The 15256-nt window shown below is 70.8% G+C and carries 14 protein-coding genes; 10 read left to right on the top strand and 4 right to left on the bottom strand.

Annotated features, from left to right (window positions below; all coding sequences use genetic code 11):
• Positions 1-108 precede the first annotated feature (108 nt).
• The 4 genes from hflK to GBB76_RS09445 all read left to right on the top strand — a co-directional run bounded on the left by hflK (position 109) and on the right by GBB76_RS09445 (position 4148).
• On the top strand, positions 109-1263 hold the full coding sequence (gene hflK / locus GBB76_RS09430; protein ID WP_152303077.1) for an FtsH protease activity modulator HflK: 1155 nt from the start codon (positions 109-111) through the stop codon (positions 1261-1263).
• Positions 1260-2189, top strand: a complete 930-nt coding sequence (hflC, locus tag GBB76_RS09435; protein WP_152303078.1) for a protease modulator HflC — start codon at positions 1260-1262, stop codon at positions 2187-2189. The genes hflK and hflC overlap by 4 nt, the downstream gene beginning before the upstream one ends.
• A 12-nt stretch (positions 2190-2201) precedes the next feature.
• Complete coding sequence (locus tag GBB76_RS09440; protein ID WP_152303079.1) at positions 2202-2387, top strand: DUF2065 domain-containing protein; 186 nt, start codon at positions 2202-2204, stop codon at positions 2385-2387.
• Between the two features lie 243 nt (positions 2388-2630).
• Positions 2631-4148, top strand: coding sequence for a Do family serine endopeptidase (locus tag GBB76_RS09445; RefSeq protein ID WP_152303080.1), 1518 nt, complete (start codon positions 2631-2633; stop codon positions 4146-4148).
• 154 nt (positions 4149-4302) lie between these two features.
• On the opposite strand, the gene GBB76_RS09450 is transcribed toward GBB76_RS09445, so the two are convergent.
• Entirely contained in the window at positions 4303-4851 is a 549-nt protein-coding gene (locus GBB76_RS09450) for a DUF1036 domain-containing protein (RefSeq protein ID WP_152303081.1), read from the bottom strand.
• Positions 4820-6112 carry a glycerate kinase gene (locus GBB76_RS09455; RefSeq protein ID WP_152303082.1) on the bottom strand — a complete coding sequence of 431 codons (1293 nt, stop codon included), beginning with the start codon at positions 6110-6112 and terminating at the stop codon, positions 4820-4822. The genes GBB76_RS09450 and GBB76_RS09455 overlap by 32 nt, the downstream gene beginning before the upstream one ends.
• Before the next feature lie 176 nt (positions 6113-6288).
• Here GBB76_RS09455 and GBB76_RS09460 point away from each other — a divergent pair, with 176 nt between their 5' ends.
• The 3 genes from GBB76_RS09460 to GBB76_RS09470 all read left to right on the top strand — a co-directional run bounded on the left by GBB76_RS09460 (position 6289) and on the right by GBB76_RS09470 (position 8002).
• Positions 6289-7191 (top strand): N-formylglutamate amidohydrolase, encoded by a 903-nt coding sequence (locus GBB76_RS09460; protein ID WP_152303083.1) that lies wholly within the window; start codon positions 6289-6291, stop codon positions 7189-7191.
• Positions 7192-7225: 34 nt separating this feature from the next.
• Entirely contained in the window at positions 7226-7528 is a 303-nt protein-coding gene (locus GBB76_RS09465) for a DUF1244 domain-containing protein (protein WP_152303084.1), read from the top strand.
• A gap of 195 nt (positions 7529-7723) precedes the next feature.
• The gene (locus tag GBB76_RS09470) at positions 7724-8002 is read left to right on the top strand and encodes a DUF2312 domain-containing protein (protein WP_152303085.1); all 279 of its coding nucleotides are present in this window, start codon (positions 7724-7726) and stop codon (positions 8000-8002) included.
• A gap of 212 nt (positions 8003-8214) precedes the next feature.
• On the opposite strand, the gene GBB76_RS09475 is transcribed toward GBB76_RS09470, so the two are convergent.
• Positions 8215-9801, bottom strand: a complete 1587-nt coding sequence (locus tag GBB76_RS09475; RefSeq protein ID WP_202911189.1) for a DUF882 domain-containing protein — start codon at positions 9799-9801, stop codon at positions 8215-8217.
• 262 nt (positions 9802-10063) lie between these two features.
• Positions 10064-12145, bottom strand: a complete 2082-nt coding sequence (locus GBB76_RS09480; protein WP_152303086.1) for a murein L,D-transpeptidase — start codon at positions 12143-12145, stop codon at positions 10064-10066.
• 348 nt (positions 12146-12493) lie between these two features.
• Between GBB76_RS09480 and purE the strand changes: the two genes are divergently transcribed.
• From purE to GBB76_RS09495, 3 genes are all read left to right on the top strand, one after another.
• A complete protein-coding gene (gene purE, locus GBB76_RS09485; RefSeq protein WP_152303087.1) occupies positions 12494-12994 on the top strand; it encodes a 5-(carboxyamino)imidazole ribonucleotide mutase in 501 nt (166 codons plus the stop codon).
• Positions 12991-14082: a 5-(carboxyamino)imidazole ribonucleotide synthase gene (locus GBB76_RS09490; protein ID WP_152303088.1), complete on the top strand. Its 1092-nt coding sequence runs from the start codon at positions 12991-12993 to the stop codon at positions 14080-14082. The genes purE and GBB76_RS09490 overlap by 4 nt, the downstream gene beginning before the upstream one ends.
• A gap of 120 nt (positions 14083-14202) precedes the next feature.
• On the top strand, positions 14203-15177 hold the full coding sequence (locus tag GBB76_RS09495; RefSeq protein WP_152303089.1) for a sulfite oxidase heme-binding subunit YedZ: 975 nt from the start codon (positions 14203-14205) through the stop codon (positions 15175-15177).
• Positions 15178-15256: the final 79 nt, after the last annotated feature.

Below are 15256 nucleotides of genomic sequence, written 5' to 3' on the forward strand. Positions count from 1 at the left end.
CCGCGTCTTTCGCACGGAGGGGTGCGGCTTTTACTGCACGGGGACGTCCGGGGGTTCTGCGCATGCGGGCCCGGGCCTTGCCGGGCGCGCAAACGGAGTGGGCGCGGAATGTCGTGGAAGAACCAGAGCGGCGGACCATGGGGTGGTGGTCCACGCGGCCCCTGGGGCACTGGTCCGCAATCGTCGGGGCCGAACTCTCCTGATCTCGAGGACCTGATCCGGCGCGGCCAGGAAAAGCTGCGCACGGCGATCCCCGGGGGCTTCGGCACCGGCAAGGGCATCGTCATCGTGCTCGTGCTCGCGATCGTCGCCTGGCTGCTGTCGGGCTTCTATCGGGTCGAGCCCGACGAGCAGGGCGTGGTGCTTCGCTTCGGCAAGTTCATCGGCACGACCAATCCCGGCCTCAACTACCACCTGCCCTACCCGATCGAGACCGTGCTGACCCCGCAGGTCACGCGCGTCAACCGCATCGACATCGGCCTGCGCACCGGCGAAGATCCCCGCCGCGGCGCCTCCATGCGCGACGTGGCGGAAGAAAGCCTGATGCTGACCGGCGACGAGAACATCGTCGACGTCGACTTCGCCGTGTTCTGGATGGTCAAGCCTGCCGCCCCCGGCTCGGCCGAGGACGTCGGTGCCGCTAACTTCCTGTTCAACGTCCAGAACCCGGAAGGCACCATCAAGGCCGTGGCCGAGAGCGCCATGCGCGAGGTGGTCGGCCGCACCAACATCCAGCCGATCCTCACCGGCGCCCGCCAGAACATCGAGACGGCGGTGCATGAGCTGATGCAGCGCACGCTCGACAGCTACAAGGCCGGCATCCTCATCACCCAGGTCCAGCTCCAGAAGGTCGACCCGCCCTCGCAGGTCATCGACTCCTTCCGCGACGTGCAGGCCGCCCGCGCCGACGCCGAGCGGCTGCAGAACGAGGCCCAGGCCTACGCCAACCGCGTGGTGCCGGAAGCCCGCGGCGACGCGGCCCGCATCACCCAGGGCGCCGAAGGCTACCGGGAGCGCGCCATCATCGAGGCGCGCGGTCAGGCCGCCCGCTTCCTCAGCGTGCTCGCCGAATACCAGAAGGCCCCCGAAGTGACGCGCCAGCGCCTCTATCTCGAAACCATGGAGCGCGTGTTCGGCGGCATGGACAAGGTGATCATCGATCCTGCTGCGGCCGGAAGCTCGGGCGTTGTGCCCTATCTGCCGCTCGCCCCGCTCAGCGGACGCACGCCCGCCCCGGCGGCCGGCCAGGGAGCCGTGAAATGAAGAACAGCATCGGTCTCGTCCTCGCGGTCGTCGCCGCCGCCGTTCTCATCGGCCTCTATTCGGCGCTGTTCACCGTCTACCAGACCCAGCAGGCCCTCGTGCTGCGCTTCGGCGAACCCGTGCGCGTCATCGAGGAGCCCGGCCTTCACGTGAAGATCCCGCTGGTCGACAGCGTGATCTTCGTCGACAAGCGCATCCTCGACCTCGAGAACCCCTCGCAGGAAGTGATCGCCGCCGACCAGAAGCGTCTGGTCGTCGACGCCTTCGCCCGCTACCGCATCGTCAATCCGCTGCGCTTCTACCAGTCGGTGGGCACGGTGGAGGGCGCCAATTCGCGCCTCGCCACCGTCCTCAACTCGTCGCTGCGCCGTGTGCTCGGCGAATCGAGCTTCACCGATGTGGTGCGCGACCAGCGCGAGCACCTCATGGCGCGCATCCGCGACCAGGTGAACCGCGAGGCGGGCGGCTTCGGCATCAGCGTGCTCGACGTGCGCATCCGCCGTGCCGACCTGCCGGAAGCCAACAGCCAGGCCGTGTTCCAGCGCATGCAGACCGAGCGTCAGCGCGAGGCGTCGGAAATCCGCGCCCAGGGCGCCGAGGCGGCCCAGACCATCCGGGCCCGCTCGGACCGCGATTCGACGATCATCGTCGCCGAGGCCAACGCCACCGCCGACAAGCTGCGCGGCGAGGGCGAGGCACTGCGCAACGAGATCTTCGCGCAGGCCTACGGGCAGGATAAGGGCTTCTTCGACTTCTACCGCTCCATGCAGGCCTATGAAGCCTCGCTGAAGAGCGGGGACACGCGGATGCTGCTGTCGCCGGATTCGGAGTTCTTCCGCTTCTTCAACAATCCGGCGGCCTCCGGCCCGATGTCGGGCGGCACCCCGGCCACGCCTGCGCCGGCCGCGCCTGCGCCCGCGAACTGACGCGACGCGACGATGTACGATCTCATCGTCGCGCTCGGCCTCGTTCTGGTGATCGAGGGGCTCATGCTCGCCGCCCTGCCCGGGGCGGTGCGCCATGCGGCGGAGGCGATCGGGCAGTTGCCCGACGCCCCGCTGCGCATCGCCGGCATCGGCGGTGCGATCCTCGGTCTCGTCATCGTGTGGCTGATCCGGGGCTGATCCCCGCCCCGCAGACGTCCGCACGCGGCCTGCCGCGTGCGTCGTCACTCCTTCCCCGACATCCCCGTCCACTCATCCGTCCCGCGCGCGGTCGCGGGCGGGACCACGCGCATCCGGCGGGCCTCACGGCTCGCGCGCTTTTGGCTTGCATCGCGCCGGACGCGGGTTAGCGTCGGGCGGATCAGTTGGGACGGCGCGGGCGACGCGTCGCCCGTTTCGGCGCGGCGGCGCCAAGGAGGTTTCATGTTTCTGCGCCTCGCGCGTCCCGACATCCGCGTCTGCGCCCGCTGCCCCGGCCTCGTGAAGCGCGGCCTGGCCGCCGCCGGCCTCGCCCTCGTGCTCGCCGTGCCGCACGCCGCCTTCGCCGCCGCCGCCAAGGGGCCCGACACGGTCGCCGACACCGCCGCGCTGGTGATGGACGCGGTGGTGAACATCTCCACCTCGCAGACGGTCGCCCCCTCGCGCAGCGTGCCCGCGCCCGACCTGCCGCCCGGCTCGCCCTTCGAGGAGTTCTTCGAGGAGTTCTTCAAGCGGCGCCAGCAGCAGGGCGACGACAAGGCCCCGCGCCGCGTCTCCTCGCTCGGCTCGGGCTTCGTCATCGACCCCGCCGGCTTCATCGTGACCAACAACCACGTCATCGCCGACGCCGACGAGATCTTCGCCAACTTCGCCGACGGCTCCAAGCTCAAGGCCGAGGTCATCGGCCGCGACACCAAGATCGACCTTGCGCTGCTCAAGGTGACACCGGAAGCCGGCAAGCCACTGAAGTCGGTGAAGTTCGGCAATTCCGATGTGCTGCGCGTCGGCGACTGGGTGATGGCGATCGGCAACCCGTTCGGCCTCGGCGGCTCGCTCACCGTCGGCGTCATCTCGGCCCGCAACCGCGACATCAACTCCGGGCCCTACGACAACTTCCTGCAGACCGACGCCGCCATCAATCGCGGCAATTCCGGCGGCCCGCTGTTCAACATGGACGGCGACGTCATCGGCATCAACACCGCCATCATCTCGCCCTCGGGCGGCTCGATCGGCATCGGCTTCGCCGTGCCCTCCAATGCCGCCGTGCCGATCATCGCCCAGCTCAAGGAGTTCGGCGAGGCGCGGCGTGGCTGGATCGGCGTGCGCATCCAGCAGGTGACGCCGGAGATCGCCGAGAGCCTGTCGCTGGGGCGCGCGCGCGGCGCGCTGATCGGCTCGGTGGCCGAGGACGGCCCGGCGGCGAAGGGCGGCCTGAAGGCAGGCGATGTCGTCGTCTCCTTCGACAGCAAGGAAGTGAAGGACATGCGCGCCTTGCCGATCATCGTCGCCGACACCCCGGTCGACAAGGAGGTCGAGGTCGTCGTCGTCCGCAAGGGCGAGGAGCAGAAGCTCAAGCTCGTCGTCGGCCGGCTCGACGAGGGCGACGCCGCCCGCACCGCAACGGCGGACGAGAAGAAGCCCGACACCCCGCCGCCGCCCGCTGGCGTCAAGCTGCTCGGCGTCGAGATCGCCGAGATGACGCCGGAACTGCGCGGCCGCTTCAAGATCAAGGACGACCTCAAGGGCGTCGTCGTGCTGTCGGTGGAGCCCGGCTCCGTGGCGGCCGAGCGCGGCATCGCCGCCGGCAGCGTCATCGCCGAGGTGAACCAAGAGGCGACCCTGACACCCCAGCAGGTCGAGGACCGCATCGCCGCCCTCAAGAAGGAGGGTCGCCGCTCCGCCCTGCTCATGGTCTCCGACCCTCAGGGTCAGGTGCGCTTCACCGCCCTGCCGATCGAGTAGGACGGCGGATCGAACCGGCGTTCAGCCCAAAACGACGTCATCCCGGAACGGCCGTCAGGCCGTAGCCGGGATCGCGGGCAGAACGAGATCTGGAAACGATCCCGGCTCTCCGGCTTTGCCTCCGGCCAGGATGACGGCTTGTTTCCTGAATGGCTCAAGGCCGCTTCGGCGCCGGTGGCGGCAAGGGCGGCGTGGCCAGCGGCACGCCCGCCTGCGCCTGCGGCTTGCTCTCGGTGAGTTGCACCGTCCAGCTCTTCTGTTCCTGGGTGTCCACCTCGAAGAAGCCGGTGCGGTCATAGCCGCGCGCGAGGCAATCCTCGATGCCGCGAATAGTGAACTCCTTCTCGCGGGTGCACATATAGGCCTTGCCGGCCCACTCCCCGCCGAGATCGTAGTCGATGGCGTAGACGTAGTAGAAACGCGCCACCAGATCGCCGCGCAGCAGCGTCTCGCAACTGTTCGGGCCGATGTTCCACCAGCCCTCGGTCGACCACAGCGTGCCGTCCTTGTAGCCCACGGCGATGCCGACGCGGCTGGTGGAGCGGTTGCACAGGCGGAAATCGGCCGAGGCCGGCGCGGGGGCGAGCGTGGCGAGCAGCGGCGCCAGCGCGAGCGCCGGCAGCAGCGCGCGAACGGCGCGGCGCGGCCGCGCCGCGCGCGCCGCAGCGATGTCAGACGTCGACGAAAACGGCTCGGAAATCATTGACGTTGGTGCAGGTCGGACCCGGCGTCAGCAGGTCGCCCAAGGGTTCGAAGAAGCTGGTGGAATCGTTATTGGCGAGAAAGGCGGCAGGATCGAGACCGGCCGCGCGGGCGCGGGCCAGCGTGTCGGGCATCACATAGGCGCCAGCCGGGTCGCTGGCATCGCCGCCGCCGCCATCGGTGCCGTCCGTGTCGCCCGCCACCGCGTAGATGTCGGATGCGCCATCCAGCGCCACGGCGAGCGCCAGCGCGAATTCCTGGTTCGGGCCGCCGCGTCCCTGCCCGCGCATGGTCACGGTCAGTTCGCCGCCCGAGAGCAGCACGGCGCGGGTGCCGGCGCCCTTGAGCTCCAGCGCGCGGGCGGCCTGCGCGGCGGCGACCTCGCGCGCCTCGCCTTCCAGATTGTCGCCGAGCAGGATCGGCTCGATGCCGGCCTCGCGGACGATCTTCTCCGCCGCGACGAAGGAATCCGCCGGGCGCGAAATGAGGATGTACTCGGCATTGGCGAAGGCCGGATCGCCGGGCTTGGGCGACTCGCTGGCCGGGTCGCGCAGCGCCACCGCGATGGAGGGCGGCGGGTCGATGCGGTAGCGCGCCAGCACGTCGCGCGCCTCGGCCAGCGTGGTCGGATCGGGCACGGTGGGGCCGGAGCCGATCACCGCCGGATCGTCGCCCGGCACGTCGGAGACCGAGAGCGTCACCACCTTGGCCGGCTGGGCCAGCGCCGCCAGGCGCCCGCCCTTGATGCGCGAGAGATGCTTACGCACGGTGTTGATTTCGGTGATATTGGCGCCCGAGCGCAGCAAAGCGCGGGTCAGCGCGCGCTTGTCGTCGAGCTCGACGCCGAACGCGGGGGCGATCCAGTTGGCCGAGGCGCCGCCCGAAAGCAGCACCAGCACGAGGTCGTCGGCGGTCGCGGACGCCGCAAGGTCGATCGCCTTCTGCGCGCCGGCGAGCCCGGCGGCATCCGGCACCGGATGGCCGGCCTCGACCATCTCCAGAAGGCGCGTCGGGCGGCCATAGCCGTGGCGGGCGACACCGATGCCGGCGAGCCGGGCGGGATCGAAGCCGAGCTCGTCGAGATAATGGCGCTCGGCGACCTCGAGCATGGAGCCGGCGGCCTTGCCGGCGGCGAGCAGGATCAGCCTTCCATGGGCGGGCGGCGGCGGCAGGGCCGGGGGCAGACAGGTCGAGGGATGGGCGGCCGCAACCGCAGCCGTGAACAGGCGATCAAGAAAGGCACGCGCCGAAGCATCCGTCATCACTACCCTACCCCGCCCCCGCTGGGGCCTTACCGCCGGCATCGCCGGACAGCGTTGACACATTGCGCGCGCACCTGCCGAATCCGCAGGCACGACGCGAAACGGGCGTATTCCTATGGCACCGGAAGGCTCTCGTCACTATCCTCTCCGCACATAGTCGAAGCTCACGGGGAATTATGCGCCGCCTCTCGACGGAAGATCTCGCAACGGAAGATCTCGCGACGGGCACTCCCGTCGCCGCCGCCCCGGCCGACGACCCGGCCCACGCCCCGTCCGACGACCCGCCCGAGAGCTACGCCGCCTTCGAGCGCATTCCCGGGACGCTGGATCGTGGCCTCATCCTGCTGTGCGACCATGCCTCCAACGCGCTGCCGCCCGGCTACGGCTCGCTCGGCCTGCCGAAGGCGGAGCTGGAGCGCCATATCGGCTACGACATCGGCGCCGCCGGCGTCACCCGCATGCTGGCGCACCGGCTCGGCTGCCCGGCGCTGCTCACCCGCTTCTCGCGCCTGCTGATCGACCCCAACCGGGGCGAGGACGACCCGACGCTGGTCATGCGCCTTTCCGACGGCGCCGTCGTGCCGGGCAACCGTCATGTCGGGCCGGAGGAGATCGAGCGGCGCCTCGCCCGCTTCCACCGCCCCTATCACGCCGCCATCAATGACGAGATCGAGGCCGCGCTGGCGGTGGGCGTGGTGCCCGCCATCCTTTCCATGCACAGCTTCACCCCGGTCTGGCGCGGCGTGGCGCGCCCCTGGCACGCCGCCGTGCTGTGGGACAGCGACCCGCGCTTCACCCGCGAACTGATCGAGGCGCTGGAAGCGCCCGGCGACCTCATCGTCGGCGACAACGAGCCCTATGACGGCGCGCTGCGCGGCGACTGCCTGTTCCGCCACGCCACGCTGCGCGGCCTCGCCAGCACGCTGCTGGAAATCCGCCAGGACCTCATCGCCGACGCGGACGGCCAGCGCCTGTGGGCCGACCGGCTCGCCGGGCTGCTGCCGGCCATCCTCGCCGTGCCCGAGCTGCACGCGGTGCGCTCCTACGGCTCGCGCACAGGGCCGGTGCCGCCTATCTAGAAGGGAGGCGCCTGCCGCCCCCGGGAGAAGAGACATGAGCGAGATCGACGACCGCACCCGCACCGAACTGGAGGCCGCCGCCTTCCGCCGGCTGATCGCGCATCTGCGCGCGCGCACCGACGTGCAGAACATCGAACTGATGAATCTGGCCGGCTTCTGCCGCAACTGCCTGTCGAACTGGATGGTCGACGCCGCCCGCGAGCGCGGCGTGCCGCTCGACAAGGAAGCCGCCCGCGTCGCCGTCTACGGCATGCCCTATGAGGAGTGGAAGGCGCTCCACCAGAAGGAGGCGAGCCCGGAACAGAAGGCCGCCTTCTCCGGTCCTCCCGCGCACTGAGACGCCCCAGAGCCCGCGCCCGCTCGCCATCGTGCAAAGCCGGTGGATAGCGGGGCCAGGCGGCGGACAAGCCGTCGCATGACGCGCCCGCGTCTTGACGGGCCGGCGCCGTTCGGCTCCTGATCGCCGCCCGCAATTCTGTCCCGATGCCGGGCTCCTCCTTGAGAGGCCCGTGCCCGACGCCCCGGAGAAACCATGTCCGATATCCCGAACGACCAGCCGCTGTCCGATGCCGCCGCCGGCTTCGCCAAGGAGCAGCTGAAGTCCTTCATCGAGCGCATCGAGCGGCTCGAGGAGGAGAAGAAGACCATTGCCGACGACATCAAGGACGTCTTCGCCGAGGCCAAGGGCACCGGCTTCGACACCAAGGCGCTGCGCGAGATCCTGAAGATCCGCAAGCAGGACGCCGACCAGCGCGCCGAGCACGAGGCCATCGTCGACCTGTATCTCCAGGCTCTGGGCATGGTCAGCTGATATCTGCCGGTCGAGGGCGCTCTCTGGCGCGCCCTGCCTGCCCTGCTGCCTGCCGTCATCCCCGGGCTTGACCCGGGGATCCACGCCTGCGGCCGGCACCGTCCCTCACAATAGACATGAACGGCCGGGCCGCGCCCGGTTCTGATGCCGCGCGGGACGTCTTCGTCAGCCAACAGAACGAAACGCCCGGAGGCGGAGGCCCGCGAAAACCCTCAGAGCGGGTTCTTCAGCGGCGCCGGGCCCGACACCATGGCGACGACCGGCACCGCCACGATGGCCGCCCCGCTGAAACGCGTCGTCGACAGGCCGTTCGAGGCGTCGTCGCCGAAATGCGTCACCACCACCTGGCGCGGAGGCGCCACGAAGGCGGCGAAGCGCCTGAGTTCCGGCGTGTGCAGCGACGCGTTGCGGGCGACCGCCGGGCCGCTGAACAGGCTGCGGATTTCCGCCAGCATCTCGGCCGAATGGGCGCGCGGCTTGTTGCGCGCAGCGGCCGCGGCGGAAGCGGGCATCTGGCGCCCGGCCTCGGCCGAGCCGGCCGGGGGCGCCGGCGCGCGGCCGGGCTGGAGCCGCTCGGGGGCGAAGATGCTGCCGCTGGCATCGGCATAGGCGAGCGCCGGGCCCTGCCCGCCGGTGCCGCGCACGATAAGCTCGGGAAGGCCGCCGGCCTCGCTCGGCCGGGCCTGCGGCATCGGCACGGCAGCCGCCACCACGGCGCCGGCCGCCGGAGCGGCGGCGCCGGTCCGTGACTGCGGCAGCGGGATCGCGGCGGCAAGCGCGGCGAGATCGGCGCGGCCGGCCGCCGGTGCGGCAGGAGCCGGCGCGGCGGCGACCACATTGCGCGGCAGCGGGTTGGGCTGGGGCAGCGGCACCGGATCGGCGGCCGCCAGCTTCGTTGCGACCTGCGCCGGCGCGGATGTCGCGGCAGCGCCTGAAGCCGGCGCCTCGGCCACCTCGGTGGCGGCAGCGGCGGCCGGCGCGGCCTCCTCGTCGTCGTCATCCTTGCTGAACAGGCTGGCGAACAGGTTCTTGGCCGGCTTGCCGGCGCGCTTGGGATCGTTGCCGCCGGAAAGGCCGGCGAAGGCGGCGCCCGCGCCGCCGGGCTCGGAGCCGCGCGACTCGACCTCGGCCAGCGCCAGCGCATAGCCCGACATCGGCTTGCCGTCGGCGGGCACATGCACCGTCTTGCCCGAGGGGAAGACGCGGGCGAGTTCGGGCCGGCTCATGCGCGGCCAGTGCCGCACACCGCCGGTATCGAGATGCACGAAGGGCGAGCCCGAGGTGGGGTAGAAGCCGACGCCGCCGCGCTGGAGGCGCAGGCCGGCCTCGCGGATCTTCGCCAGCGGCACGCCGGGAATGTAGAAGTCCATCGCCCGGCCCTGCATGTGCAGGCTGGTCTGGGCGACGCCGCGCGAGCGGGCGCGCAGCATGGAATTGGTCTCGGGCGAGCGGTAGCCGCCGATCACCTCGATCGGCTGGGTGGCATCCACCTCGCGATAGACCTCCCACACGATATCGAAGAGCTGGGGGTCCATCCTGGTCGGCTCTTTCCGCCGCCAGTCCTGCAGCAGCACGTTGAGCTGCTTCAGCGCCGCCGGATCGTAGCGGCCGTTCTTCTTGAAGGTGACGGTGGCGCTGGCCCCGGAATGCACATGGTGCAGGGTCAGGGTGCGCGTGTCGCCATTGGCCACGGCGTCCTGCAGCAGCGTGGTGCCGCACAGCGTCGCGAGCGTGGCGACGGTCGCCAGCGCCGTGCCCCTGAGGGCCTTGCCGAAGAGACTAGCTTTTGTGATGCGCACGAATCCGAACCCGGTACAGAACGTTTCCTTGAGACGACACGGACGAGGCGCCCGGGCCGTACATGGTGAACACAGTCTTGTCGGGTTTGGTTAAGAGGCCATTACGACCCCGCCCCCACACTTCTTGACCCCATGGCTAGGAAGTGACTGTGGCAAAAGAGTGCCTGCCGGTCAATTTCTCGCGCAATGCCCGGCGCGTGGTTAATTTGTCGCTGGAGCGTGGCGATGAGGCCACACCTCTCGCAACGCCCACCGGCGCGGCTCAGCGCGCCAGGGTCGCCGGCCCGCGATCGGCCATGCGGCGGGTGCCGTCGAGGCCGAGAATCGCCTTCGTGGCGGCGTTGATGCCGTAGAGATCCTCGCGGGTGACGAGGCGACCGGCGGCGTCGACATAGGTGGTGAAATAGACGATGTGCACCGGGAAGCGGCGCTTCAGCGGCACCGACTTCTCATTGCCGCCGATCAGCTTGCCGATGCGCGGCTGGGTCCAGCCCTCGCCCGGCAGGCCGAGCGAGAACAGCACCTCGGCGAAGGCCAGCGGCTCGTGCACGCGTACGCAGCCATGGCTGAAGGCGCGGCGCTCGCGGGCGAACAGCGCGCGGCTGGGCGTGTCGTGCAGATAGACCGCGTGCTTGTTGGGGAACATGAACTTCATGCGCCCCAGCGCATTGCGCTCGCCCGGCTCCTGCCGGAAGGCATAGCCCTGCGAGCCCCGGCTCCAGTCGACCGAGCCGGGATCGATGATGCGCCCGTTGCGCACCACATCGATGCCCTGGCGCTCCAGCGCATAGGGGTCGGACATCAGCTTGGGCAGCATCTCGTTGCGGATGATGCTCGGCGGCACGTGCCAGGACGGATTGAACACGGCGTACTGCATGGTCTCGGAGAGCAGCGGCGTCGGCGTCTCCGGCTTGCCGACCACGACGCGGGTCTCGTGCACGACCTGCTCGTTGACCACCAGCCGGACCATGAATTCGGGAATGTTCACCATCACATAGATCGGCGCCACGTCGTGCGGCACCCAGCGCCAGCGCTCCATGTTGGCGACGATCTCGGGGATCTGGTCGCCGCCGGAACCGTTGAGCGCGCCGAGCGTGCCGCGTCCCACGATGCCGTCCGGGTTCTGGCCGGAAAGGGTCTGGAAGTCGCGCACCGCCTCCACCAGCAGCGGGTCGTAGACATCGTCCTCCGGAGCGCCGCCTATGCCGAGCCGCGCGCGCAACATCGGCACGCGCGGGTCTCGCTCGCCGGGCCGCAGCGAGCGGCCGGGCGGGATCGGCGCGTGCCCGGCCACCTGGCCCTCGGCCATCAGGCGGGCGAGTTGCTGCTTCAGCAGCCGGTACTCGTCATATTGCGGGGCGAAGGACTCGAAGGCGGCGCGCGCATTGGGCTGCCCCGTCACCAGCGCCAGCACGGCGGCCGGATCCGGCACGGTCGGGCGCGGGTCGACATCCTTGGAGATGGTAGCGGGATTGAAGCGGCCGCTCTGGACGTGGCGCGCATAGAGCAGCGTGGTCGCGGCGAGGCGCAGTTCCGCCTCCGCCAGCTGGGCGTCGCTCGGCGCGGCGGGAAGCGGCGGCACCGCATAGTCGGCCGGGTTCAGGCCCTCGACGATGGCGGCCGCGAAGGTGTCGAGCGCGATCTGGCCGAGCGGGGCGAGCTTGCCGGCGCCGGTGAAGGCCGGCTGGAAGCCGCGCGCCGTGTAGAAGGCGACCAGCGCCTGCTGTTCGGCGAGGCGCGGGGTCAGGCGCACCAGCGGGCCGGAAAGCAGCTCCGCCAGCCGGGTCGGCACGGTGGCGCCCGGCGCCGGGACGGCCGCAGGAGCCGGCATCGCCACCGCCGGTGCCGGTACTGCCGGGACGGTGGCGGGTGTCGATTGCTGGCCCGTGGCGGCGCCGGGCGTGGCGGCGCCGGTACCGGGTGCGCCGGCGCCGATGGCGGGACCGGTCGAGGGCTCGTCGCTCGACGGGCCGGGCTGGGGCTGCGCATAGAGGGCGAGCGCCGCGCGGCGCGCCGGGCTCGGCGCGCGCCGGCCGCTCATGTCGAAAGGTTCGCTGTCGGCGGCGACGACCGGCAGCGGCGAGGCGCCCTGCCCGCCGGCATGGACGGCGGAGGCGTCGAAATGGCCGCCGCCGTCGCCGGTGCCGCTGCCGGCATGGTCGAGGGCGATGGCGCTGCCGGTCATGTCCTGTGCCTGAGCCGGCTGCACGCCGAAGGTGAGCGGGGCGAGGAGGACAAGGCCGAAAGCGGCGAGGCCGGCCGCTGCCGGCAGCAGCACCGCCCCGCGCGGCGCAGGCCGCGCCCCGCGCTCAAGCCGACCATATCCTTCGCCGCGACCCGACATCGCTCTCTCCGCCTGTTCCATGTCCTGCCGGGGCCGATGGCGGCGCCGGCAGGCGCCACACCTTCCACCGCCGACCCTCTCCCGTTCAACTCACGATGACGGCAGAGTTCCGAATCCGGCAGGCTCTTCCGCCGCACCTTGCCGGGCACGGGTAAAGGTCGTGTTAAGCATGTTTGCAGCGGGCGCAACCGCCGGCCGGGGCGCGACAATACGCCCGAACAGGCGCCCTAATACGCCCGAACAGGCGCCCTCGCCCGCCCCCGCGATCGGCCTTTACCGTCTACCCTTGCCGTCGGGGCCGCGATTCCTATAATCCGCGCCTTTCTCTGAGGGGTGCGAGCACACAGCATGAGCGACCAGAGCACGGCCGGCCAGCGGCCCGTCGCCATCATCATGGGCAGCCAGTCGGACTGGGAGACCATGCGCCACGCCGCCGAGACGCTGGAAGCGCTGGGCGTCGGCCATGACTGCCTCATCGTCTCCGCCCACCGCACGCCCGATCGCATGTATGCCTTTGCCAAGGGCGCGAAGGCGGCCGGCTACAAGGCGATCATCGCCGGGGCCGGCGGCGCCGCCCATCTGCCGGGCATGGTCGCGTCGCTGACAAGCCTGCCGGTGTTCGGCGTGCCGGTGGAATCCAAGGCGCTGTCCGGCCTCGACAGCCTCTATTCCATCGTGCAGATGCCCGCCGGCATCCCGGTCGGCACGCTCGCCATCGGCAAGGCCGGCGCCACCAATGCCGGCCTCCTCGCCGCCGCCGTGCTCGCCCTTTCCGATCCGGCGCTGGCGCAGCGGCTCGACGCCTGGCGCGCGGCGCGCACCGCCGCCGTGTCGGAGCGCCCGGAATGAGCGCCGCCCCCAAGGTTCTGAAACCCGGCGACACCATCGGCATACTCGGCGGTGGCCAATTGGCGCGCATGATCGCGCTCGCCGCCGCCCCGCTCGGGCTCAAGGTGCACATCTACGCGCCGGAGGAGGACAGCCCGGCCTTCCAGGTGGCGGATTCCGTCACGCAGGCCGCCTATGACGACCTCGGCACGCTGGAACGCTTCGCCCGGTCGGTCGATGTCGTGACCTACGAATTCGAGAACGTGCCGGTCTACACGGCCGACTTCCTCGCCGGCCATGTGCCGGTGCACCCGGGCCCGCGCGCGCTCGGCATCACGCAGGACCGGCTGGAGGAGAAGACCTTCGTCTCCCGCCTCGGCATCGAGACCGCCCCCTTCGCGCCCGTCAACAGCGTCGAGGAGCTGGAGGAAGCTCTCGCCGAGATCGGCCGGCCGGCGGTGCTGAAGACCCGCCGCTTCGGCTATGACGGCAAGGGCCAGACGATCATCCGCGAGGGCGACGACCCCGCCGCCGCCTTCGCCGCCATCGGCCACCATCCCGCGATTCTGGAGGGCTTCGTGCCCTTCGAGCGCGAGGTCTCGGTCGTTGCCGCCCGCACCGAGGATGGCCGCTTCGCCGCCTATGAGGTGACGGAGAACGAGCACCGCAACCACATACTCTACCGCTCCACCGTGCCGGCCGACGTGACGGCGGCGGTCGACGCGGTCTCCCGCGAGATCGCCCGCCGCATGGGCGAGGCGCTCGGCTATGTCGGCGTCTTCGCGGTGGAGCTGTTCCTCGTGGTGGTGGACGGCGCGCAGGGCGTGATCGTCAACGAGATCGCCCCGCGCGTGCACAATTCCGGGCACTGGACGCTGGACGGCGCGGTGACGAGCCAGTTCGAGCAGCATGTGCGCGCCATTGCCGGCTGGCCGCTGGGCGCCGTCGAGCGGCTCGGCCATGTCGAAATGACCAATCTGATCGGCGACGAGGCCGATGACTGGCTCGCCGTGCTGGAAGAGCCCGGCGCGCATCTGCACCTCTACGGCAAGACTGAGGCGCGCCCCGGCCGCAAGATGGGCCACGTCACCCGCATCTTCGAGGAATGAGCGCCGCCGCGCGGGCATGCCCACATTCGGGCCTGCTCACGCGAAAGTGCCGTGCAGGCGCGTAAGATCGTCGACACCGTTCGCGTATAGCCGTCATCTGAACCTGTCGACGGAACGCCCATGCCCTTCCTGCGCGAGAATTCCGGCAAGCTCAGCCCCGAGAAGATCGGGGCGCTGCTCGTCGTCCTCTTCCCCATCGCCCTTCTGGCCGCCCGCGCGCTCGCCGGCGGCTTCGCGCCGGCAGACCCGTTCGGTGGCGCGGCCCTCGGGCCGGGGGCCGGCGGGGGTCTTGGCGGCGGAGGACTTGGCGGCGGAGGACTCGGTGGAGGCGGATTGGGCGGCGCGCTGGGCGAGGAGCCGGCGCTAGGCGCCCGGCCGCTGATCGAGGTGATCCGCTTTGTCGGCGACTGGACCATCCGCCTGCTGCTGCTCACCCTCGCGGTGACGCCGGCCCGGCGCCTGTTCAACTGGCCCAAGCTGCTCGGTGCCCGCCGCACGCTCGGCCTCGGCGCCGCTTTCCTGCTCGGCGTGCATTTCGTGATCTATCTGGTCGATCTCGGCGACCTCGGCATGGCGGCGCGCGAGATCGTGCTGCGCATCTATCTCACCATCGGCTTCATCGCGCTGCTCGCCTTCGCCGCCCTGGCCGCCACCTCCTGGGACGGCGCCCTGCGCCGCCTCGGCGGCATCTGGTGGAACCGGCTGCATGCGCTGGTCTATCCCGCCACCGCGCTCGGTATCCTGCACTTCTTCATGCAGCAGAAGCTCGACGTCACCGAGCCGACGCTCATGGCCGGCCTGTTCGTCTGGCTGATGGGCTGGCGGGTGATGCAGCGTTTCGGGCGCGGCACCGGCTTTTTCAACCTCATCGCCCTCGCCGTCGTCTCCGGCCTGCTGACCGCCTTCCTCGAAGCCGGCTGGTATCTCGCCGCGACCGGCATCGACCCCGCGCGCGTCCTCGCCGCCAATCTCGACTTCACCTATTCGATTCGCCCGGCCTGGTGGGTCTTTGCGGCGGGCCTTGCCGCAAGCCTCGCCAGCGAGCTCGTTCTACGGTGGCGGCCACTGCCGGTGCGCCGGCAAGCCCGCGCCTGACAGTCCGCGCCTGACAGTCCGCGCCTGACAGCCCGCGCCTGATCACTGCGTCTGCCCGTCCCCGATCCACCATCCGCCG

Origin of the sequence: Ancylobacter sp. TS-1 (assembly GCF_009223885.1) — a bacterium.
Classification (GTDB): domain Bacteria; phylum Pseudomonadota; class Alphaproteobacteria; order Rhizobiales; family Xanthobacteraceae; genus Ancylobacter.